The organism is Pseudomonas sp. GW821-FHT11G12 (assembly GCF_058808055.1).
In genome coordinates this window covers 184,962-205,490 of sequence record NZ_JBXARH010000006.1, presented here as the reverse complement: position 1 = coordinate 205,490, position 20,529 = coordinate 184,962, and the positions used below count along the sequence as shown (strand labels likewise).

20 protein-coding genes are annotated in these 20,529 nt (G+C 61.2%); 10 read left to right on the top strand and 10 right to left on the bottom strand.

The genetic code is table 11. The annotated features are described in order from the left end of the window. Nucleotides 1-36: 36 nt before the first annotated feature. The 6 genes from gatC to AC1RR7_RS19365 all read left to right on the top strand — a co-directional run bounded on the left by gatC (nucleotide 37) and on the right by AC1RR7_RS19365 (nucleotide 5,196). Nucleotides 37-324, top strand: coding sequence for an Asp-tRNA(Asn)/Glu-tRNA(Gln) amidotransferase subunit GatC (gatC, locus tag AC1RR7_RS19390; protein WP_096818932.1), 288 nt, complete (start codon nucleotides 37-39; stop codon nucleotides 322-324). A gap of 16 nt (nucleotides 325-340) precedes the next feature. Further along, nucleotides 341-1,792 (top strand): Asp-tRNA(Asn)/Glu-tRNA(Gln) amidotransferase subunit GatA, encoded by a 1,452-nt coding sequence (gene gatA / locus AC1RR7_RS19385; protein WP_273537988.1) that lies wholly within the window; start codon nucleotides 341-343, stop codon nucleotides 1,790-1,792. A 10-nt stretch (nucleotides 1,793-1,802) separates the two neighbouring features. After that, nucleotides 1,803-3,248, top strand: a complete 1,446-nt coding sequence (gatB, locus tag AC1RR7_RS19380) for an Asp-tRNA(Asn)/Glu-tRNA(Gln) amidotransferase subunit GatB (RefSeq protein ID WP_493158205.1) — start codon at nucleotides 1,803-1,805, stop codon at nucleotides 3,246-3,248. Nucleotides 3,249-3,336: 88 nt separating this feature from the next. Next, nucleotides 3,337-3,711, top strand: coding sequence for a septal ring lytic transglycosylase RlpA family protein (locus AC1RR7_RS19375; RefSeq protein WP_085711801.1), 375 nt, complete (start codon nucleotides 3,337-3,339; stop codon nucleotides 3,709-3,711). Nucleotides 3,712-3,757: 46 nt separating this feature from the next. Continuing rightward, on the top strand, nucleotides 3,758-4,819 hold the full coding sequence (locus AC1RR7_RS19370; protein WP_096818926.1) for a calcium/sodium antiporter: 1,062 nt from the start codon (nucleotides 3,758-3,760) through the stop codon (nucleotides 4,817-4,819). Further along, nucleotides 4,816-5,196, top strand: a complete 381-nt coding sequence (locus AC1RR7_RS19365; RefSeq protein WP_085685699.1) for a carboxymuconolactone decarboxylase family protein — start codon at nucleotides 4,816-4,818, stop codon at nucleotides 5,194-5,196. Before AC1RR7_RS19370 ends, AC1RR7_RS19365 begins: the two co-directional genes overlap by 4 nt. A gap of 10 nt (nucleotides 5,197-5,206) precedes the next feature. Here AC1RR7_RS19365 and AC1RR7_RS19360 read toward each other — a convergent pair whose 3' ends face one another. The 5 genes from AC1RR7_RS19360 to kdgD form a co-directional block, all read right to left on the bottom strand. Next, nucleotides 5,207-6,148: an AEC family transporter gene (locus AC1RR7_RS19360; protein ID WP_096818922.1), complete on the bottom strand. Its 942-nt coding sequence runs from the start codon at nucleotides 6,146-6,148 to the stop codon at nucleotides 5,207-5,209. A gap of 95 nt (nucleotides 6,149-6,243) precedes the next feature. Continuing rightward, nucleotides 6,244-7,797, bottom strand: a complete 1,554-nt coding sequence (garD, locus tag AC1RR7_RS19355; RefSeq protein WP_192559779.1) for a galactarate dehydratase — start codon at nucleotides 7,795-7,797, stop codon at nucleotides 6,244-6,246. 11 nt (nucleotides 7,798-7,808) lie between these two features. After that, nucleotides 7,809-9,173: an MFS transporter gene (locus tag AC1RR7_RS19350; RefSeq protein WP_102619615.1), complete on the bottom strand. Its 1,365-nt coding sequence runs from the start codon at nucleotides 9,171-9,173 to the stop codon at nucleotides 7,809-7,811. Between the two features lie 98 nt (nucleotides 9,174-9,271). After that, nucleotides 9,272-10,711, bottom strand: a complete 1,440-nt coding sequence (locus AC1RR7_RS19345; protein ID WP_493158203.1) for an aldehyde dehydrogenase family protein — start codon at nucleotides 10,709-10,711, stop codon at nucleotides 9,272-9,274. Between the two features lie 61 nt (nucleotides 10,712-10,772). Then, nucleotides 10,773-11,684 (bottom strand): 5-dehydro-4-deoxyglucarate dehydratase, encoded by a 912-nt coding sequence (gene kdgD, locus AC1RR7_RS19340; RefSeq protein ID WP_007953624.1) that lies wholly within the window; start codon nucleotides 11,682-11,684, stop codon nucleotides 10,773-10,775. Nucleotides 11,685-11,920: 236 nt separating this feature from the next. Here kdgD and AC1RR7_RS19335 point away from each other — a divergent pair, with 236 nt between their 5' ends. From AC1RR7_RS19335 to AC1RR7_RS19325, 3 genes are all read left to right on the top strand, one after another. Next, nucleotides 11,921-13,219, top strand: coding sequence for a phospholipase (locus tag AC1RR7_RS19335; RefSeq protein WP_493158202.1), 1,299 nt, complete (start codon nucleotides 11,921-11,923; stop codon nucleotides 13,217-13,219). An 11-nt stretch (nucleotides 13,220-13,230) separates the two neighbouring features. Further along, nucleotides 13,231-13,422, top strand: coding sequence for a hypothetical protein (locus tag AC1RR7_RS19330; RefSeq protein WP_493087581.1), 192 nt, complete (start codon nucleotides 13,231-13,233; stop codon nucleotides 13,420-13,422). Between the two features lie 102 nt (nucleotides 13,423-13,524). Next, nucleotides 13,525-13,899 (top strand): hypothetical protein, encoded by a 375-nt coding sequence (locus tag AC1RR7_RS19325; RefSeq protein WP_493158200.1) that lies wholly within the window; start codon nucleotides 13,525-13,527, stop codon nucleotides 13,897-13,899. Nucleotides 13,900-13,903: 4 nt separating this feature from the next. Here AC1RR7_RS19325 and AC1RR7_RS19320 read toward each other — a convergent pair whose 3' ends face one another. The 4 genes from AC1RR7_RS19320 to AC1RR7_RS19305 form a co-directional block, all read right to left on the bottom strand. Continuing rightward, on the bottom strand, nucleotides 13,904-14,650 hold the full coding sequence (locus tag AC1RR7_RS19320) for a FadR/GntR family transcriptional regulator (RefSeq protein WP_096818913.1): 747 nt from the start codon (nucleotides 14,648-14,650) through the stop codon (nucleotides 13,904-13,906). A gap of 105 nt (nucleotides 14,651-14,755) precedes the next feature. Continuing rightward, on the bottom strand, nucleotides 14,756-16,483 hold the full coding sequence (locus AC1RR7_RS19315) for an ABC transporter ATP-binding protein/permease (RefSeq protein WP_273540226.1): 1,728 nt from the start codon (nucleotides 16,481-16,483) through the stop codon (nucleotides 14,756-14,758). Nucleotides 16,484-16,579: 96 nt separating this feature from the next. Further along, nucleotides 16,580-17,140 (bottom strand): response regulator transcription factor, encoded by a 561-nt coding sequence (locus AC1RR7_RS19310; protein WP_003221630.1) that lies wholly within the window; start codon nucleotides 17,138-17,140, stop codon nucleotides 16,580-16,582. After that, nucleotides 17,133-18,395 carry an ATP-binding protein gene (locus tag AC1RR7_RS19305; RefSeq protein ID WP_096818909.1) on the bottom strand — a complete coding sequence of 421 codons (1,263 nt, stop codon included), beginning with the start codon at nucleotides 18,393-18,395 and terminating at the stop codon, nucleotides 17,133-17,135. The genes AC1RR7_RS19310 and AC1RR7_RS19305 overlap by 8 nt, the downstream gene beginning before the upstream one ends. A gap of 226 nt (nucleotides 18,396-18,621) precedes the next feature. Here AC1RR7_RS19305 and AC1RR7_RS19300 point away from each other — a divergent pair, with 226 nt between their 5' ends. Continuing rightward, entirely contained in the window at nucleotides 18,622-19,338 is a 717-nt protein-coding gene (locus AC1RR7_RS19300; RefSeq protein ID WP_096818907.1) for an SIMPL domain-containing protein, read from the top strand. Nucleotides 19,339-19,412: 74 nt separating this feature from the next. On the opposite strand, the gene AC1RR7_RS19295 is transcribed toward AC1RR7_RS19300, so the two are convergent. Then, nucleotides 19,413-19,775 carry a DUF6124 family protein gene (locus tag AC1RR7_RS19295; RefSeq protein WP_273540228.1) on the bottom strand — a complete coding sequence of 121 codons (363 nt, stop codon included), beginning with the start codon at nucleotides 19,773-19,775 and terminating at the stop codon, nucleotides 19,413-19,415. Nucleotides 19,776-20,529 lie beyond the last annotated feature (754 nt).

The window sequence follows — 20,529 nt, the reverse complement described above, 5'->3', positions numbered from 1 at the left end:
GACGCCGTCCGTCCTGTTTTCCACTGGAGAAACCCGATGGCGCTAGAACGCTCCGACGTGGAAAAAATCGCTCATCTGGCCAGCCTTGGCCTTAATGATGCCGATCTTCCACAAATCACTTCGGCCCTCAACAGCATTCTCGGGCTGGTCGACGAAATGCAGGCGGTCAATACCGATGGTATCGAGCCGCTGGCCCACCCGCTGGAAGCCAGTCAGCGCCTGCGCGCCGACGTCGTGACCGAGACGAATAACCGCGAGGCCTATCAGTCCATCGCACCAGCGGTCGAAAACGGCCTGTATCTGGTTCCGAAAGTCATCGACTAAAGGGAAAGAGCCTGCAATGCATCAAATGACTCTGGCCGAGATCGCCCGCGGTCTCGCCGATAAAAAGTTTTCTTCCGAAGAGCTGACCAAAGTCCTGCTGGCGCGCATTACCCAGCTCGACCCGCAGCTCAACAGTTTCATCAGCCTCACCGAAGAGCTGGCCCTCGAGCAGGCGAAAGCCGCCGACGTGCGCCGGGCCAACGGTGAGAGCGGCGCGCTGCTTGGTGCGCCGATCGCCCACAAAGACCTGTTCTGCACCCAAGGCATCCGCACCAGCTGCGGCTCGAAGATGCTCGACAACTTCAAGGCTCCGTACGACGCCACCGTGGTTGCCAAACTGGCCGCCGCCGGCACCGTGACTCTGGGCAAGACCAACATGGACGAATTCGCCATGGGTTCGGCCAACGAGTCGAGCTGGTACGGCGCGGTGAAAAACCCGTGGAACCTGGAACACGTACCGGGCGGTTCGTCCGGTGGTTCGGCGGCGGCCGTTGCCGCTCGTCTGTTGCCTGCGGCTACCGCGACCGACACCGGCGGCTCGATCCGCCAACCGGCCGCGTTCACCAACCTCACCGGCCTGAAACCGACCTACGGTCGTGTTTCGCGCTGGGGCATGATCGCTTACGCCTCCAGCCTCGATCAGGGCGGCCCGTTGGCTCGCACCGCCGAAGACTGCGCGATTTTGTTGCAAGGCATGGCTGGCTTCGATCCGAACGACTCCACCAGCATCGATGAGCCGGTGCCGGACTACGCCGCCGGTCTGAATGGCTCGCTGCAAGGCCTGCGCATCGGCGTGCCGAAGGAATACTTCGGTGCCGGTCTCGACCCGCGCATTGCCGATCTGATCCAGAACAGCATCAAAGAGCTGCAGAAGCTCGGTGCCGTGATCAAGGAAATCAGCCTGCCGAACATGCAGCACGCGATTCCTGCGTACTACGTGATCGCACCGGCGGAAGCCTCGTCCAACCTGTCGCGTTTCGACGGCGTGCGCTTCGGCCACCGCTGCGCAGACCCGAAGAACCTGGAAGACCTGTACAAACGCTCCCGTGGCGAAGGCTTTGGTGCCGAAGTGCAACGCCGGATCATGGTCGGTGCCTACGCGCTGTCCGCCGGTTACTACGACGCCTACTACCTGAAAGCGCAGAAGATCCGTCGCCTGGTGAAGAACGACTTCATGACGGCCTTTAATGAAGTCGACATCATCCTCGGCCCGACCACGCCAAACCCGGCCTGGAAACTCGGCGCCAAGAACAGCGACCCGGTCGCTGCCTACCTGGAAGACGTCTACACCATCACCGCCAACCTCGCGGGCCTGCCGGGCCTGTCGATGCCGGCCGGTTTCGTCGACGGCCTGCCGGTCGGCGTGCAACTGCTCGCTCCGTATTTCCAGGAAGGCCGTTTGCTCAACGTTGCGCACCAGTATCAGTTGAACACTGACTGGCACACCCGCACCCCAACCGGCTTCTGAGGAGACACACATGCAATGGGAAGTCGTGATCGGGCTGGAGATTCACACCCAGCTCACCACCCGGTCGAAAATCTTTTCCGGTAGTTCCACCACGTTCGGTTCCGAGCCGAACACCCAGGCCAGCCTGATCGACCTGGGCATGCCCGGCGTGCTGCCGGTGCTCAACCAGGAAGCCGTGCGCATGGCGGTGATGTTCGGTCTGGCGATTGACGCCGAGATCGGTCAGCACAACGTGTTCGCCCGCAAGAACTACTTCTACCCGGACCTGCCGAAGGGCTACCAGATCAGCCAGATGGAATTGCCGATCGTCGGCAAGGGCCACCTGGACATCGCCCTGGAAGACGGCACGGTCAAACGCGTCGGCATCACTCGCGCGCACCTGGAAGAAGACGCCGGCAAGAGCCTGCACGAAGAATTCAGCGGTGCCACCGGCATCGACCTGAACCGTGCCGGCACACCGCTGCTGGAAATCGTTTCCGAACCTGACATGCGCAGTGCCAAGGAAGCCGTGGTCTACGTCAAGGCGATCCACGCGCTGGTGCGCTACCTGGGCATCTGCGACGGCAACATGGCCGAAGGCTCGCTGCGTTGCGACTGCAACGTGTCGATCCGTCCGAAAGGCCAGGTTGAATTCGGCACGCGCTGCGAGATCAAGAACGTCAACTCGTTCCGTTTCATCGAGAAGGCGATCAACTCCGAGATCCAGCGTCAGATCGACCTGATCGAAGACGGCGGCAAAGTGATCCAGCAGACCCGTCTGTATGATCCGAACAAGGACGAAACCCGTCCGATGCGCAGCAAGGAGGAAGCCAACGACTACCGTTACTTCCCCGATCCGGACCTGCTGCCGGTGGTCATCGAGGACTCGTTCCTCAACGACGTGCGCGGCACCCTGCCGGAACTGCCACCGCAAAAACGCGAGCGCTTCCAGAGTGCGTTCGGTCTGTCGGCCTACGACGCCAACGTGCTGGCCACCAGCCGTGAGCAGGCGGACTACTTCGAGAAAGTCGCAAGCATCGGCGGCGACGCCAAACTGGCGGCGAACTGGGTGATGGTCGAGTTGGGCAGCCTGCTCAACAAGCAGAACCTGGACATCGAGGATTCGCCGGTTTCGGCCGAGCAGCTGGGCGGCATGCTGCAGCGCATCAAGGACAACACCATCTCCGGCAAGATCGCCAAAGTGGTGTTCGAAGCGATGGCCAACGGCGAAGGCAGCGCAGACGAGATCATCGAAAAACGCGGCCTGAAGCAGGTTACCGACACTGGCGCGATCTCGGCAGTGCTGGACGAAATGCTCGCGGCCAACGCCGAGCAGGTCGAGCAATACCGTGCGGCAGACGAAGCCAAGCGCGGCAAAATGTTCGGCTTCTTCGTCGGTCAGGCCATGAAAGCCTCCAAAGGCAAGGCCAACCCGCAGCAAGTGAACGAACTGCTGAAAAGCAAGCTCGAAGGCTGATGAAAATGGGGCCAGTTCCAACGCCTGGCTCCATTCCCTGTGGGAGCCGGCAGGCTGGCTCCCACATCTGTTTTCGGGAAACCTTTGAATGAAGCGTCTATTCATCAGCTGCGCCCTGCTCTCTCTGCTGGCCGGTTGCGCCAGCACCGATGTCATCGACCCGCACGGTTACGACCAGACCGGCGTCGCCTCCTATTACGGAGCCAAACACCACGGTAAACGCACCGCCAGCGGCGAAGCGTTCAACCAGAATTCCCTGACCGCCGCCCATCGCCAGTTGCCCTTCGGCACGCGGGTGAAGGTCACCAACCTGAAAAACGACAAATCCTGCGTGGTGCGCATCAATGACCGCGGGCCGCACACCCGTGGGCGCATCATCGATGTTTCACGCGAAGCCGCCGAACGTCTCGGCATGATTGGCAGCGGCACGGCACGGGTTCGCGTGCAGGCCCTCGACGACTGATGGAGCGCCCGCCATTTTCGGACTGACCGATTTACCGCTGATCAACGTGATCGAACTGCTCTGTGGGCTGTTCCTGCTGATCGCCGGTGCCGAACTGATGGTGCGCGCCGCCGTGCGCCTGGCTGCGCGCCTGCATGTGCGGCCGCTGATCATCGGCCTGACCATCGTCGCCCTCGGCAGCAGTGCCCCGCAAATGGCGGTCAGCCTGCAAGCAACCCTGACGCACAACCCCGACATCGCCGTCGGCAGCGTGATCGGCAGCAGCATTTTCAACATCCTCGTGACCCTCGGCCTGTCGGCGCTGATCATTCCGCTGCGGGTTTCGCGACAACTGGTGCGTCTGGACATCCCGCTGATGATCGGCGCCAGCCTGCTGGTGTTCGTACTGGCCTGGAATGAGGAGATCGGCCGTTTCGACGGTGTTCTGCTGTTGAGCGCGTTGGGGCTGTATCTCGGCTTGCTGCTGCGCCAGTCGCGCCACTCGGCCCGGCCGCATTCCGATCATCCTCAGACTCAGCCGGCTCCCTGGTTCACCAGCCTGCTGATGATCGTCGCCGGTCTGGCCATGCTGGTGTTCGCCGGGCATTTGCTGCTGGGCGCCGCGGTAGCGGTGGCCACCGATCTCGGGTTCTCCGAGCGCGTCATCGGCCTGACCGTGGTCGCGGTCGGCACCTCGCTGCCGGAGCTCGCCACTTCGTTGATCGCCGCGTTGCGCGGTCAGCGGGACATTGCCGTGGGCAACGTGATCGGCGCCAACCTGTTCAACCTGCTCGGGGTCCTCGGCATCACCGCACTGATCGCACCAACGCCACTCTCCGTGTCGCCGAATGCACTGGATTTCGACCTGCCGGTGATGCTCGGCGTCGCGGCGCTGTGCCTGCCGGTGTTCTATTCCGGCTACCGCGTGACTCGGGCCGAAGGCTTGTTGCTGCTCGGTTTGTACCTGGCGTACGGACTGCACGTGGTGTCGTTCACCACCGGCATGCCGCTGGCCGGCAAGCTCGAACGGTTGATGCTGTTTTATGTCCTGCCGACGCTGCTGACGTTTCTGTTTATCACGTCGGTGCGCGCCTGGCGCCGCCAACACCACAAGAGGGATGTGCCATGACCGAATCGAAGAAATCCGGGGTCGAAATCCGCCGCCAGGTAATGGGCGATGCATTTGTCGACCGCGCGCTGGGCAACGCCACTGAATTCACCCAACCGCTGCAGGATTTCGTCAACGAACACGCCTGGGGCGGCGTGTGGAATCGCGAAGGTTTGCCGCTGAAAACCCGCAGCCTGATCACCCTCGCCGCGCTGACCGCGTTGAAGTGCCCGCAAGAGTTGAAGGGCCACGTGCGCGGTGCGTTGAACAATGGCTGCACGGTCGATGAGATCCGTGAAGCGCTGCTGCATTGCGCGGTGTATGCCGGCGTGCCGGCGGCGATCGATGCGTTTCGTGCGGCGCAGGAAGTGATCGACAGTTACCAGAAGCCTGAGTAACCGCCAGTCCTCAGATCCACCCGCCCCACTGCAAGAAGAAGATCCCGACGTTGGTGGTGATCGCCGCCATCAACGTGGTCAACACGATGATCGCCGCCGCCAGTTCATGATTGCCCTGGGCTGCACGGGCCATGACAAAACTCGCGGCCGCCGTCGGGCTGCCGAAGTACAGAAACAGAATCCCCAGTTCCGCCCCACGAAAGCCCCACAGCCACGCACCCAACGTCGCGAGCACCGGCAGGCCGATCATCTTCACCAGACTGGAACTCAGCGCCAGGCTGCCGCTCTTGCGCAACGCCGCCAGCGACAGCGTGCCGCCGATGCAGATCAGCGCTAGCGGCAATGTGGTTTGCGCCAGATATTGGCCCGACGTTTCCAGCCATCCCGGCAACCCGATCTTGAACCAGGCAAACGGCGCCGCCGCGATCACGCTGATGATCAGCGGATTGCTGATGACGCTTTTGCAGATGCTCCACGGATCGGACTTGATCACCGGGCTGTAGACCGCCAGCACAATGGTCGACAGCGTGTTGTAGAAGAGGATCACCAGCGCCGCGAGAATCGCCCCGAGGGAAATCCCGTAGTCGCCATACATGCTCGCCGCCAGCGCCAGACCGATCACCCCGTTGTTGCCGCGAAACGCACCTTGGGTGTAGATGCCGCGATCCTCACGCGGGCAGCGGAAAATCGCCCAGCCCCAGGCCAGGGCAAAACTGGCCAGCGTGGCAAGGGCGAAGTAGATCAGCAGCGCCGGTTGCAGCGCGGCGTGCAGGTCGGCATGCAGGATGCCGAGAAACAGCAGCGCCGGCATGGTGACGTTGAACACCAGCGACGACGCCGTGTGGATGAAGTTGTCGTTGATCCAGTCGATGCGCTTGAGCAACACCCCCAGAAACAGCATGGCAAACACCGGCGCGGTGATGTTCAGGGTTTCGAGGAAGATTGCCAGCATGCCGGGGAGCCTTGGAGGTGAGCGTCGTTAGGGGGCTAATGATAAGCCACTTTCACCCCGATCGTTCCCACGCAGAGCGTGGGAACGATCAACCATCAAGTAATCGGCGCCGGATTGAACAACGTAATGTCGTTATGCAGCTTGTGCTTCTCCGCCCACGTCTGCTGCTTGCCGCTCGCCACATCCAGATAGTAGTGGAACAACTCCCAACCCAACTCCTCGATGGTCGCGCGCCCAGTGGCAATGCGCCCGGCATCAATGTCGATCAGATCCGGCCAGCGCTGCGCCAGTTCGGTACGGGTCGAAACCTTCACCACCGGCGCCATGGCCAGACCATAAGGCGTACCTCGCCCGGTGGTGAACACATGCAGGTTCATCCCCGCCGCCAGTTGCAAAGTGCCGCAGACAAAATCACTTGCCGGTGTCGCGCAGAAGATCAAACCTTTCTGCTTGAAGCGCTCCCCAGGGCCGAGCACGCCGTTGATCGCACTGCTGCCGGATTTGACGATCGACCCCAGCGACTTCTCGACAATGTTCGACAACCCGCCCTTCTTGTTACCCGGCGTGGTGTTGGCGCTGCGATCCGCTTCGCCCTTGGCCAGGTAACGGTCGTACCAGTCCATCTCGCGCACCAGTTCCTCGGCAACGGTTTTGGTCTGGGCCCGTGAGGTCAGCAGGTAAATCGCGTCACGCACTTCGGTGACTTCGGAAAACATCACCGTCGCCCCCGCCCGCAGCAGCAAATCCGAGGCGTAACCCAGCGCAGGGTTCGCGGTGATCCCGGAAAACGCATCGCTGCCACCGCACTGCATGCCGAGGATCAGCTCGGACGCCGGCACGGTTTCCCGGCGGCGCTGGTCGAGTTTCTTCAGGCGAACTTCGGCCAGTTCCATGATCTGCTCGATCATTTCGGTGAAGCCGTGACTGGAATCCTGCAAGCGATACAGCCACGGCTCGCTCAGGTCGACCGACGCGTCATCCTCGTGCATCACCTGCCCGGCCTGCAATTTCTCGCAGCCCAGGCTGATCACCAGCGCCTCGCCCCCCAGGTTCGGGTTGCGCGCCAGATTGCGCACGGTACGGATCGGGATGTAAGCATCGGTGGCCGTGATGGCCACGCCGCAACCGTAACTGTGGGTCAGCGCCACCACGTCATCGACGTGCGGGTACTTCGGCAACAGCTCATCCTTGATCCGTTTTACCGCGTGATCCAACACCCCGGTGACGCATTGCACGGTGGTGGTGATCCCGAGGATGTTGCGCGTGCCGACGGTGCCGTCGGCATTGCGATAACCCTCGAAGGTGTAACCCTCCAGCGGTGCCTGCGCGGCCGGCACTTCGGTGGACAGCGGCAGGCTGTCCAGCGGTGGCGCGGTCGGCATGCGCAGTTGATCTTCCTTGACCCAACTGCCACGGGGAATCGGCTGCAACGCATAGCCGATGATCTGGCCGTAGCGAATCACCTGACCGCCCTCGGGAATGTCCTCGAGGGTGACCTTGTGGCTCTGCGGCACGAAATCCACCGTCACCAGGCCATCGGCGAATGCGGTGCCGGCCGGAACGCCCTGGTCGTTGACCACGACCACTACGTTGTCCCGCTCGTGCAGGCGGATGTAGCGCGGCGAGTCGGAATGTTCAATCAACTGCATGACGCCGCTCCTCAGGAATGCGCTTGAGACAATTTACCGGTGGCTTCGGAACCGCCATTGGCTGGCGGCTCTTTGAGTACCACACGTTTGATCGGGCCGACGATCACCAGGTAGCTGAACACCGCCACCAGTGCGTTGGCGCCAACGAACACCAGCGCCCATTTGAACGAACCGGTGGAGCTGATGATGTAGCCGATGACGATCGGCGTGGTGATCGACGCGATGTTGCCGAAGGTGTTGAACAGGCCACCGCTCAGACCGGCAATCTGTTTCGGCGAGGTGTCGGAGACCACCGCCCAGCCCAGCGCGCCCACGCCTTTGCCGAAGAAGGCCAGGGCCATGAAACCGACCACCATCCATTCCACTTCAACATAGTTGCACGCGACGATGCTGCTGGAGACCAGCAGGCCGGCGATGATCGGCGCCTTGCGGGCGAAGGTCAGCGAATGGCCCTTGCGCAGCAGGTAATCGGAAATCACCCCGCCGAGGACGCCGCCGATAAAGCCGCAGATCGCCGGCAACGAAGCGATGAAACCGGCCTTCAGAATAGTCATGCCGCGTTCCTGCACCAGGTACACCGGGAACCAGGTCAGGAAGAAATAGGTGATGCCGTTGATGCAGTACTGGCCCAGGTAAACACCAAGCATCATGCGGTTGGTCAGCAACTGACGGATGTAGTCCCATTTCGGGCCGTCAGCCTTTTTGCCTTGCTTCTGGTCCATGTCGACCATGCCGCCGTTGTCGGCGATGAACTTCACTTCCGCTTCATTGGCCATCGGGTGCTGGCGCGGGCTGTGGATAACCTTCAGCCAGATCAGCGAGAACACGATGCCGAACAGGCCCATGACAATGAACACGTGCTCCCAGCCAAAGGTGTAGACGATCCAGCCCATCAGCGGAGCGAACAGTACGGTGGCGAAGTATTGGGCCGAATTGAAAATTGCCGAAGCGGTGCCGCGTTCAGCAGTCGGGAACCAGGCCGCCACGATACGCGCGTTGCCGGGGAACGATGGCGCCTCGGCCAGCCCCACCAGGAAGCGCAGCATGAACAGCGCGACGATGGCCGTGGACATGCCGAACTCACCGACGAAGCCTTGCAGCACGGTGAACAGCGACCAGGTGAAAATGCTCAGGGCATAGACTTTTTTCGAGCCGAAGCGATCGAGCAGCCAGCCACCGGGAATTTGCCCGGCCACGTAGGCCCAACCGAAAGCAGAGAAGATGTAGCCGAGGGTGACCGCGTCGATGCCGAGGTCTTTTTGCAAACTGGAACCGGCGATCGCGATGGTGGCGCGGTCGGCGTAGTTGATCGTGGTCACCAGGAACAGCATGAGCAGAATCAAATAGCGGACGTGAGTCGGCTTGGACGATTGCATGTAGATGTACTCCCACTGATTATTTTTATGCGGGTAAAACATTCTTTGGTCTTGTGCCGCGCAGGGCCTTGGCAATAACCCTGCGCGGGTGCAGCGACTTACGAACCGATGTAGGCGGTTTTCACCACGGTGTAGAACTCTTGCGCATAGCGGCCTTGCTCACGTGAGCCATAGGATGAACCCTTACGGCCCCCGAACGGAACGTGGTAATCGACACCGGCGGTCGGCAGGTTGACCATCACCATCCCGGCCTGGGAATGACGCTTGAAGTGGTTGGCGTACTTCAGCGACGTGGTGGCGATACCCGCCGACAGACCGAACTCGGTGTCGTTGGCCATGGCCAGCGCGGCGTCGTAGTCGGCGACGCGGACGATGTTGGCCACCGGGCCGAAGATTTCTTCGCGGCTGATGCGCATCGACGCTTCGCTATCGGCAAATAGGGTCGGCGCGAGGAAGTAGCCCTCGGTGTCACAGGTCACCAGACCGCCACCGCTGACCACGCGCGCGCCTTCGGACTGGCCGATGTCGATGTATTTCAGGTCCTGCTCAAGCTGCGCCTGGGAGACCACCGGACCAATGTCGGTGCCGGCCTTCAACGCGTGACCGACCTTGATCGACTTCATGCGCTCGGCCATGGCTTCAACGAACTTGTCGTGAATCCCGGCGGTGACAATCAAGCGGCTCGACGCCGTGCAACGCTGGCCGGTGGAGTAGAACGCGCTCTGCACCGACAACTCGACCGCTTGCTTGAGGTCGGCGTCGTCGAGAATGATCTGCGGGTTCTTGCCGCCCATCTCCAGCTGAACCTTGGCCTGGCGCGACACGCAGCTGACCGCGATCTGACGGCCGACGCCGACAGAGCCGGTGAAGCTGATGCCGTCGACTTTCGGGCTGTTGACCAGCGCTTCACCCACTACGCGTCCGCTGCCCATCACCAGGTTGAACACGCCGGCCGGGAAGCCTGCGCGGGAGATGATTTCGGCCAGGGCCCAGGCGCAACCCGGCACCAGATCCGCCGGTTTCAACACCACGCAGTTGCCGTAGGCCAGGGCCGGGGCGATTTTCCACGACGGGATGGCAATCGGGAAATTCCACGGGGTGATCAGGCCGACCACGCCGAGGGCTTCGCGGGTGACTTCGACGTTGACGCCCGGGCGCACCGACGGCACGTAATCGCCAGACAGACGCAGGCATTCACCGGCGAAGAACTTGAAGATGTTGCCGGCGCGAGTCACTTCGCCAATGGCTTCCGGCAGGGGCTTGCCCTCTTCCCGGGCCAGCAGGGTACCGAGCTCTTCGCGACGGGCGAGGATTTCAGTACCGACCTTGTCCAGCGAGTCGTGGCGAGCCTGAATGCCTGAGGTCGACCACGCCGGGAACGCGGCGCGAGCAGCGTCGATGGCGGCATTGACCTGAGTCAGATCAGCCTTGGCGTAGTCGCCGATGGTGTCGCTCAGCTCGGACGGGTTGATGTTGACCGAATAATCGTTGCCGGCGATCCACTCACCGTTGATGTAGTTGTCATAGCGCTTGGTCACGAATCATTCTCCTGACGCAAAAGGCCGCTGATTGCTCAGCGGCCTTGTTTAGAGGGTTGGGTTACTGCGCACCTTGCTTGTCGATCAGCGCGGCGAGCATTTCGTACTCTTCGCGGGTCAGGTCGGTCAGCGGCGCCCGCACCGGGCCTGCGTCATAGCCGGCGATCTTGGCGCCTGCCTTGACGATGCTCACGGCGTAACCGGCCTTGCGGTTGCGGATGTCCAGGTACGGCAGGAAGAAGTCGTCGATGATTTTGCCGACGGTGGCGTGATCTTCGCGGGCAATCGCGTGGTAGAAATCCATCGCGGTTTTCGGGATGAAGTTGAACACCGCCGACGAGTAGACCGGCACGCCCAGGGCCTTGTAGGCAGCGGCGTAGACTTCGGCGGTCGGCAGACCACCGAGGTAGCTGAAGCGATCACCGAGGCGACGACGGATCGACACCATCAGCTCGATATCACCCAGACCGTCCTTGTAACCGATCAGGTTCGGGCAGCGCTCGGCCAGACGTTCCAGCAGCGGCGCGGTCAGGCGGCAGACGTTGCGGTTGTAAACCACCACACCGATGTTCACCGATTTGCACACCGCTTCAACGTGGGCGGCAACGCCGTCCTGGCTGGCTTCGGTCAGGTAATGCGGCAGCAACAACAGACCTTTGGCGCCCAGACGCTCGGCTTCCTGAGCGTATTCGATGGCCTGGCGGGTCGAACCACCGACACCGGCGAGGATCGGCACGCTGCTGGCACAGGTGTCGACGGCAGTCTTGATGATTTCCGAGTATTCGCTGGCAGCCAGGGAGAAGAATTCACCGGTACCACCGGCGGCGAACAGGGCCGAAGCACCGTACGGGGCCAGCCATTCCAGGCGTTTGATGTAGCCCGCGCGGTTGAAATCGCCCTGGGCATTGAAATCGGTGACCGGGAACGACAGCAGGCCGGCGGAGAGGATGGACTTCAGTTCTTGTGGATTCATTATTCGAACACCCTGGTAGCAACGTTTTTTTGTGAGTGGACCGTTCAGCCTTCGCCGAAGTTGTAGGTCATCGTACAACTTAAAAGATAACCGTCAACTGCATTTCATCGCTGGGGGGCATTTTTTGTCGGACAGGATTTCTTTTTGACGTAGGCGTTTTCTCGACTAGGCTCGAATTGACTGTATATACATACAGCTAAATAAGAATCCACCGACGACATATCAAGGAGAAAGAAATGTCCGGTCTACAAACAAAATGCCTTGAAAAACCCACACCGGTAATCGCCCGTTTCGATGATCTTTTTACCCCCAACGGCATCGCCTTCAGTGCTGAAAATCCGCATCTGTTGCTGCACATTGCCGACTCGCACAGCGATGTCGAACCCGCCCCTGCCCTGCCCGGCAAGGCCATGAAAGCTCGGCCGCCGCTGCGCTTCGAAGGTGCGGAACACACGGCTATCGGCGACAACACCCTGCTGCGCTTCGTTGAAAACGCCGAGCCGGTGCTCGCGCAAAACGTGCCCTTGCATCTGCCGAACGGACTGGCTCTGACCTATGGCCAGGTGCTGGCGCTGGGCGGTGATTTCTACGGAGTCGTCGACCGGCCGATCAACGAAGGCGCCACCCCGGCGGATCGTCTGCTGCGCTTCACGGCAGCTTTCGACACCCTCGCCGCCGTGCCGGCTTCCAAGGCCGAAGCGCCACAGATTCTCGCGATCATGCAAAAAGAGATCGACGCCGTTAAACAGGCGATCAAGGACGGCAAACCACCCCACGAAGCCTACGACGCACTGGGAGATACGTTGTCGGAAGAGTGGAACAAGATCACCGGCGGCGGCAGTTTCGTCTCGGCGCTGTTCCCGCTCGGTCGCTACCTGAAACTGGCGGCGAACAATGCCGACCACTTCGGCGAATGGGCCCGCCAAGCCTACATCGCCGGGCACACCGCCGCCCTGCAAACTGCCGCTGCCGCCCACGCCAGTCAGGACGAGCTGCAACTGGAACGGGCCTACGCGATGAACGCGTTCGCCGATCACTACCTCACTGACCTGTTCTCCTCCGGGCATTTGCGAGTGCCCCGCAAGGCCATGGCCGCCGCAGTGACGCCGAGCGATCTGGGCTCACTCATCACTCGCTTCATGCACGATGAAGACAGCAAATTCGGGCTCAAGGTGCGCAACGGACATGGCGAGCAATGGCGTGCATTCGGCGACAAGCGCTACTTCGACACCACGGACGCCGACAACCGCAATCAGGTGAATCAGGCGGTACAGGATTCGGCGGACGAGGTGTACGTCGCGTATTCCAGCGGCAACGTGCCGACCACCTTCAACGCGCTGCAACGGTTGCCGGACCTGACTTTCGTGATGAGTCTGACGAACAACTTCTCGCCACTGTTCCGCCTCCAGGGCAACAAAGTCCTGCGGCGCAAGGACGTGAACAACCTCAACGACACCGCCACCGTCGACGACTGGTGGGGCTGGAGCACTTACCTGCTGCTCAAGGACTATCACCCAACCGGCAACACGAATTAAGGAGCGATTCGATGACGATCAAATTGAAAGTGGAACTGGCTTCCGGCCAATCGTTGAAAGGTGCGCCGCTGCAATTGCTGCGCGACGGCGTGGCCATCGCCCGGGCGTCGGTGGACGCCCAGGGTCAGGCGACGTTCGACGTCAGGCCCGGCCCGGGCAAACTCGCCGTCAGGGTCGATCGTTCGATTCTGCCCAAGAGCTGAAATGCCCGGACAAGATTGCCCCGGCGCGCCTCACCGATTCGCCGGGTAAAGTGCGACGACTGCCGCGAAGGATCGCGGCAGATCTTTCAAGGAGAACGAAGCATGACGTTTGCCGCTGCACACCTTCCGCAATTTCCCGATCACGCCAGCGATTCGATCATCCTGCACCTGTCTGCCCTGGATGACGACCTGATCATCCGCGTCCCCGATGGACAGGACACACCGCCGAACTGGGATGTATATCCGATCCTCGGTGATGATCCAGAAGAGCCTGAATGGCTGGGTCTGTCGGAGCCGACCGGCGTCTGGGATGACGCACTCGACGACATGGTCGGCCTGACCGGGATCGAACTGAGCATCCCAAGATTCGAGCTGGAAAAGTACCTGAACAGCACCGTCGAACTGCGTTACAAGTTTGCCGATGAGTCCAGCCTGGAACCGTGTTCGGAGCCGCTGAAGCTCTACGTCGAAGCCTGATTCCTCAACCCTGCGCCTGCGCTTCTTCATGCGCCTGACGCAGCCGTTCGCGGCTGTTGGTCAGGTGCAGGCGCATGGCCGCGCGGGCGGCATCGGAATCCTGGCGGGCGATGGCCTCGTAGATTTCCTCGTGCTCGCGGCTCAGGCGATTCATGTAGTGCTGCTGGTCGTCATGGGCCAGGCGCGCGGAGTTCAGCCGCGTGCGCGGAATGATGCTGGTGCCCAGGTGGGTCATGATGTCGGTGAAATAGCGGTTGCCGGTGGACAGCGCGATTTGCAGGTGGAACTGGAAGTCCGACGCCACTGCATCGCTGGCATGGGCCACGCTTTCGTTCAATGCATCGAGGGCGGCACGCATGGCGGCCAGTTGTTCGGTGCTGCGACGTTGTGCGGCGAGACCGGCGGACTCTACTTCGAGGCTGATACGGAATTCGAGAATCGCCAGCACGTCACGCAGGGTGACCACGGTTGCCGGGTCGATCCGGAAACCGCTCGGGCTCGGTGTGTCGAGCACGAAGGTACCGATACCGTGACGGGTTTCGACCTGCCCTGCAGCCTGCAGTCGGGAAATCGCCTCGCGCACCACAGTACGGCTGACACCATTGGCTTCCATGATCGCCGACTCGGTGGGCAACTTGTCGCCACGCTTGAGCAGACCGTCGCGGATCTGCTCGGTCAGCACCGTCACCAGTTCCTGTGCCAGGCTGCGGCGCTTGCGAGGGAGGCGCGGGGTGTCGATCGGGTTTTCCATGGTCTGCGTTTATCTCGAAAATTCGGCTAGAGGGGCATCATAGCCCAAGGGAGTTGTACGATCACCGTCCTCTGTGGGAGCAGGCTCCCACAGATTCAGTACACATCAAGCCGTGACGGTCTGCTCGACCAGATGCCCGCTGTCGATCCGTACATGCCGTGGATGGAAGCGCTTGAGGCTGCTGCGATGGCCGACGCTGACGATGCTCAGGCCCGGCAACTGATCGATCAGTGCCTGATACAGCGTGGCCTCGTCTTCTTCGTCCATCGCCGACGTCGCTTCGTCCATGTACAGCCAGTGCGGTGCGTAGAGCAGCGCACGAGCAAAGGCCAGACGTTGCTGTTCACCCGGCGAGAGCATGCGCTGCCAGTGATTGGCTTCGTCCAGTCGTGCCACCAGATGCGGCAGACGGCAGGTTTCCAGCACTTGTGCATAACGCTCTGGCGAGTAGGTGTCGCCCGGTTGTGGATAACTCAAGGCTTCACGCAGGGTGCCGATCGGCAGATACGGTTTTTGTGGCAGAAACAGGTAGCGCGATACCGGCAAACGGATGCTGCCGTGGCCGGCCGGCCACAAATGCCCCATCGCCCGCAGCAGTGTCGACTTGCCGCTGCCGGAGCGGCCGCTGAGCATCACTCGATCACCCGCCTCCACGGTCATGTCGGCGCTGGTCAGCAGGTGACGACCGTCAGCCAGGTCCAGACCGAGGTTGTGTACTTTCAGTTCATCACCGTGATTCTGTACATCGATGGCCGGTGCCCGGTCTTCGTTGTCGCTCATGGCCTGACGGAAGCTCAACAAACGATCACAAGTCGCTCGCCATGCGGCGAGGTCCGAGTACGCGGAGATGAACCAGCTGAAGTTCTCCTGCACGTTGCCGAATGCCGAGTTGATCTGCATCAGCTCACCCAGTTCGATCTTGCCGGACAGGTAACGCGGTGCCGCGACGATGAAGGGGAAGATGATTGCGATCTGGCCGTAACCCGAAGTGAAGAACGTCAGGCGCTTGGACACCCGCATGATGTCCCAGAAGTTGTGCCAGACCAGACCGAAGCGGCTGCTCAGACGACGATTTTCGTTGGGCTCGCCGTTGTACAGCGCAATGCTCTCGGCGTTCTCGCGCACCCGCACCATCGAGAAACGCAGGTCGGCTTCGAAACGTTGTTGTTGGTTGTTCAGGCCGATCAGGCGTCGACCGATCAGGTGCGTCAGCCAGCTGCCGACCGCCGCATACAGCAGCGCACACCAGAACATGTAACCGGGAATCTCGACGCCGAACACCTCAATGCTGCCCGACACTCCCCACAGAATGATCGAGAACGACACCAGGCTGACCACCGTGCGGATCAAGCCCAATGCGAGGCTCAAGGTGTTGCTGGTGAAGGTATTCAGGTCTTCGGAAATCCGTTGGTCAGGGTTATCGGTGTAGCCGCCCTGCTCCAGTTGGTAGTAGTTCTTGTGCCCGAGCCAGCGCTTGAAATGGTTTTCGGTGAGCCACGCCCGCCAGCGGATGGTCAGCATCTGCGTCAGGTACTGGCGATACACCGCGCCGAGAATCGCCACGGCCGCAATGCCGCAGAAATACAGGATCAACTGCCAGAACGCCGCCTCGTCCTTCTTTTGCAGGGCGTTGTAGAAATCCTTGTACCAACTGTTGAGCCACACCGAGATGCCGACGCTGAACAGCGACAGCGCGATCACGGCGATCAGCAACGTCCAGGCCTTGCCCTTCTCTTCGCTACGCCAGTACGGCGTGGTCATGGCCCACACCTTGCGAAAAAACTGCCCGCGCACAGCATCGTTGACCGCGGAATATTCAGCGTTCTGATTCATGGATAAGGCTCGATAAAGAAAAGAACAGACACGCACCGATCATAGTTGATCGGTGCGCTTTATCGCGAGGGCTGGCGATGGCCGTTCAGCGCAGGTTCAGCGACGAACCGGGCGCTTCTGCAGTTTGCGCTGCAGGGTGCGGCGGTGCATGCCCAGAGCACGTGCAGTGGCGGAGATGTTGCCTTCGTGCTCGGTCAGCACGCGCTGAATGTGTTCCCATTGCAGGCGATCCACCGACATCGGGTTTTCCGGCACCAGGCTGTCGAGGTCGGCGTGTTCGGACAGAAGCGCCGCCAGCACGTCGTCGGCGTCGGCCGGTTTGCACAGGTAATTGCAGGCGCCGCGCTTGATCGCCTCGACCGCCGTGGCAATGCTCGAGTAACCGGTGAGGATCACCACGCGCATTTCCGGGTCCAGCTCCAGCAGCTTCGGCAGCAGGACCAGACCGGAGTCGCCGTCCATTTTCAGGTCCAGCGCGGCATAGTCCGGCAGATCGGCCTGGGCGATGGTCAGGCCTTCTTCGGCGGAACCGGCGGTGCTGACGCGGAAACCACGGCGAGCCATGGCGCGGGCCATCACCCGGGTGAAGGTCGCGTCGTCATCGACCAACAGCAAATGCGGCAGTTCTTCGCCTTCGACTTGGATTTCGTCACTCATGTTGCTCTCCTCGGGCGCCGTGGGGCAGGCGCAGCTCGGTGAGCGTGCCGCCTTCCTCATGACTATAGAGTTTCACTGAGCCGCCGGCGCGTGTCACGCTGGCCTTGCTCAAAAACAGGCCCAGGCCGAAACCTTTGCCCTTGGTGGTAAAAAACGGTTTGCCGATCTGCTCGGCGATGGCCAGCGGCACACCGGCGCCATGATCGCGGATGCTGATGGTCAGGTCTTCAGCGGTCCAGTCCAGCGTCACCTGAAGGTTTTCCGGGCAGGCATCGGCGGCGTTGTTCAGCAGATTCAACAAGGCCTGGGTCAGATCCGGCGGCGGTGCTACACGCGGCAACGTGCCCTGGCCCAGGCGCTGGAAGCGGTAACTGGCCTCGGGACGCATCAGGTGCCAGCGGTTGAGCGCCTCGTCGAGCCATTCGGTGACGTCCTGCATCTCCACCGCCATCCGGCGATTGGCTTCGGCGGCGCGCACCAGTTGCTGCAGGGTCTCCTTGCAGAGCTTCACCTGATCCTTCAGCACCTTCAGGTCTTCCTGAAGCATCGGGTCGTGATGATCCTGCTGCATTTCGTTAAGCAATACGCTCATGGTCGCAAGCGGTGTGCCCAGTTCATGAGCGGCACCGGCGGCCTGAGTCGCCACGGCCAGCAATTGCTGATCGCGCAAGCCTTCTTCGCGGCGGATCGCGCGCAATTCTTCCTGACGGCGCAGCTCTTCGGCCATCCGCGCGGCGAAGAAGGTGATCACCGCTGCCGCCAGCGCGAAGCTCAGCCACATGCCGTAGATCTGCAGGTTCTCCCGGGCCACCGGCAGGGTTTCCAGCGGATAAAAGTGCGTCAGCATCAGGGTGTACAGGGCCAGCGCAATGCCGGACAGCACCACCGAATAACGCCACGGCAGCGTCACCGCGGCAATGGTCAGCGGCACCAGATAATACGAAACGAACGGGTTGGTCGAACCACCGGAGAAATACAGCAAGGCACTGTGGATAAACAGATCGCAGGCCAGTTGCAGCGCGTATTCAAGTTCGGTGACCGGCCACGAAGTGCGCAGGCGCACGGCGGTGAACACACAGAGCAGAATCGAACAGCCGAGGGTCATCACCAGTTGCACCCACGGCAACGGCAACAAATCCAGCCAGTAGGCCAGGCCCACGGAACCGGCCTGCGCGGCGAGCACCAGCGTGCGGATGAAAGTCAGCCGCCAGAGGTTCTGGCGAGTGGCGGAAGTCAGTTGTACGGGGGCGAGCATGAGCTCTCCTGATGAGCGCTCCAGGCGGATCGCACGGAGTATAACCAAGGCGCGGGCTTGAGAGGCGAAAGTGCGGCAAACGACCACATGGCAAAAAGCTTCGCGGCGGCTATAAGGCCCATCTGTATAGAAGTTGTAACTGGGCGAACCGGATCATAAAAGCTACAGTCTGATGGTTTCACGCAGGCCCCCGAACCATCACCTGCGCCCTCATCAAGGAGCTTTCATGCACACATTTCGCCGCAGCGCCGCCCTTCTCGCCCTGACCGTCGGCAGCGTCGCCAGCCTTCCGGCCCTGGCCGCCGATGAGCTGCACTACAACCAGATTTCCCTGCGCGCCGAAGTCAGCCAGGAAGTGGCCCGCGACCTGATGATCGTGACCCTCTACACCGAAGAGCAAAACACTGACCCGGCCAAACTCGCCGCCGACGTCAGCACCACCATGAACAAGGCCCTGGCCCAGGCCAAGCAAGTCAAAGACATCACCCTGCGCCAGGGCAGCCGCAACAGCTACCCGATCTACGACACCAAGGGCCAGAAAATCACCGGCTGGCGCGAGCGCGCCGAACTGCGTCTGGAAAGCGCCGACTTCGCCGCCCTGTCCAAACTCACCGGCGAACTGCTGACCGACCTGAAAATGGGCGGCATGGACTTCGCCATCGCCGACCCGACCCGCAAGGCGAGCGAAGACAAACTGCTGAAAGAAGCCGTCACCGCCTTCAAGGCCCGCGCCCAACTGGCGACCGACGCCCTGGGCGGCAAGGGCTACAAAATCGTCAACCTGAACCTCAACAGCAACGGCTTCCCACAACCGTACATGCGCGCCCCGATGATGATGAAAGCCGCCGGCATGGACGCAGCACCGGTCACACCTGAAGTCGAAGCCGGCACCAGCCAGGTCAGCCTGACGGCCGATGGCTCGATTGAAGTGCTGATGCAGTGATTGAATGACGGCTGAATGAAAAACCGGCGATCAGAAAATGATCGCCGGTTTTTTTATGCCCGGGATTTGGGTTATCAGGTTTGCGGATCAACCCGGTCCAGCGCGCGGTTCACTGCGAGCTCGGCCAGCATGATGATCTGCTGGATACCGAGCGCCGTACTGCGCTGCGGGCCCGAAAGCTCATTGGCGAAATTGCTGGCGATGGTACTGGCCGACGCCAGGGATTCGCAGGCGTTGGCCAGCAGGCTTTCGGTATCGACGTTGGGAGTGACCATGTACATCGTGCTCGGCGGGCGTGGTTTGGAAAGGTTGGGGCAGAGATAGAAATCGAGGGCGCGTTTGATGGCTTCGCGGTTGCGAGCGAGGTCTTCGGCACGCATGGCTTCTTCGAGGGGCGTGGGTGTTTCGAGGGGTGGGTCGGGTATCAGCTTATCCATGTAGCAATTTCTCCAGGTTATGGAGCCACTTTTTCCCGATCTCACTCGAAGAAGAGGTGGCAGCTATGTACGGGGTGAGATCACCGGTATGGACACCCGGCAGGACATTCGTCCACCCGCACACAGCCGCCATAGAGAATCGCTGACAGTCTAAGCTGGCGGCGATTATGAAGGGGCTCGCACAAGTATCCAAATGAATAGCCGGGATCTCACTCCCGGTCGCTGAATTGGCAGCGACAACCAAAGACTAGAGAGCGTGCTTCCGACGGACAACCTGAAAACCTTGTGGGAAGGATCCTGGGTTGTTGTTGAGATTTAAACGGCTTCAAAAGCAGCCCTCTCCCGGAGGGAGAGGGGACTGACCGCGGTGTTTGGGGGAGGTACGCCGACGTGAGATATCGAGGTGAATTCGGGTTTTGAAACACACACGATTTCACTTCTGCCTCTGCCTCTGCCTCTGCCTCCAGAACTAGATCTAGATCCACATCCACACCAACATCAGCTCCCGCTTCTGCTTCTGCTTTTGCTTTTGCTTCCACCACTCAACAGGATGAGCGTTAGCTCGGCTGCAGCTTTTGATCTTGATCCACAGGCGACGTCGGAAGGCTGAGTGGAGGGATTTATCCGGGGGTGGGAGCGCAGCGACCGTTTGGCGAAGCCAAACACATCGAGAGGAGGTGCAGCGAAGCAAACCGTAGGCGATGCCCCCCGGATGAATCCCGGAGCGAAGGAACCCCGAGCCTCAGCGAGCGGG

What these genes read in the sequence shown, in the direction of transcription:
- AC1RR7_RS19310 (WP_003221630.1), bottom strand. Translation starts at nt 17,140, where the DNA reads ATGAGTGACGAAATCCAAGTCGAAGGCGAAGAACTGCCGCATTTGCTG.
- AC1RR7_RS19335 (WP_493158202.1), top strand. Translation starts at nt 11,921, where the DNA reads ATGTCCGGTCTACAAACAAAATGCCTTGAAAAACCCACACCGGTAATC.
- AC1RR7_RS19330 (WP_493087581.1), top strand. Translation starts at nt 13,231, where the DNA reads ATGACGATCAAATTGAAAGTGGAACTGGCTTCCGGCCAATCGTTGAAA.
- AC1RR7_RS19320 (WP_096818913.1), bottom strand. Translation starts at nt 14,650, where the DNA reads ATGGAAAACCCGATCGACACCCCGCGCCTCCCTCGCAAGCGCCGCAGC.
- AC1RR7_RS19375 (WP_085711801.1), top strand. Translation starts at nt 3,337, where the DNA reads ATGAAGCGTCTATTCATCAGCTGCGCCCTGCTCTCTCTGCTGGCCGGT.
- gatA (WP_273537988.1), top strand. Translation starts at nt 341, where the DNA reads ATGCATCAAATGACTCTGGCCGAGATCGCCCGCGGTCTCGCCGATAAA.
- AC1RR7_RS19315 (WP_273540226.1), bottom strand. Translation starts at nt 16,483, where the DNA reads ATGAATCAGAACGCTGAATATTCCGCGGTCAACGATGCTGTGCGCGGG.
- AC1RR7_RS19295 (WP_273540228.1), bottom strand. Translation starts at nt 19,775, where the DNA reads ATGGATAAGCTGATACCCGACCCACCCCTCGAAACACCCACGCCCCTC.
- AC1RR7_RS19365 (WP_085685699.1), top strand. Translation starts at nt 4,816, where the DNA reads ATGACCGAATCGAAGAAATCCGGGGTCGAAATCCGCCGCCAGGTAATG.
- AC1RR7_RS19360 (WP_096818922.1), bottom strand. Translation starts at nt 6,148, where the DNA reads ATGCTGGCAATCTTCCTCGAAACCCTGAACATCACCGCGCCGGTGTTT.
- AC1RR7_RS19350 (WP_102619615.1), bottom strand. Translation starts at nt 9,173, where the DNA reads ATGCAATCGTCCAAGCCGACTCACGTCCGCTATTTGATTCTGCTCATG.
- AC1RR7_RS19300 (WP_096818907.1), top strand. Translation starts at nt 18,622, where the DNA reads ATGCACACATTTCGCCGCAGCGCCGCCCTTCTCGCCCTGACCGTCGGC.
- AC1RR7_RS19325 (WP_493158200.1), top strand. Translation starts at nt 13,525, where the DNA reads ATGACGTTTGCCGCTGCACACCTTCCGCAATTTCCCGATCACGCCAGC.
- gatB (WP_493158205.1), top strand. Translation starts at nt 1,803, where the DNA reads ATGCAATGGGAAGTCGTGATCGGGCTGGAGATTCACACCCAGCTCACC.
- gatC (WP_096818932.1), top strand. Translation starts at nt 37, where the DNA reads ATGGCGCTAGAACGCTCCGACGTGGAAAAAATCGCTCATCTGGCCAGC.
- AC1RR7_RS19305 (WP_096818909.1), bottom strand. Translation starts at nt 18,395, where the DNA reads ATGCTCGCCCCCGTACAACTGACTTCCGCCACTCGCCAGAACCTCTGG.
- garD (WP_192559779.1), bottom strand. Translation starts at nt 7,797, where the DNA reads ATGCAGTTGATTGAACATTCCGACTCGCCGCGCTACATCCGCCTGCAC.
- kdgD (WP_007953624.1), bottom strand. Translation starts at nt 11,684, where the DNA reads ATGAATCCACAAGAACTGAAGTCCATCCTCTCCGCCGGCCTGCTGTCG.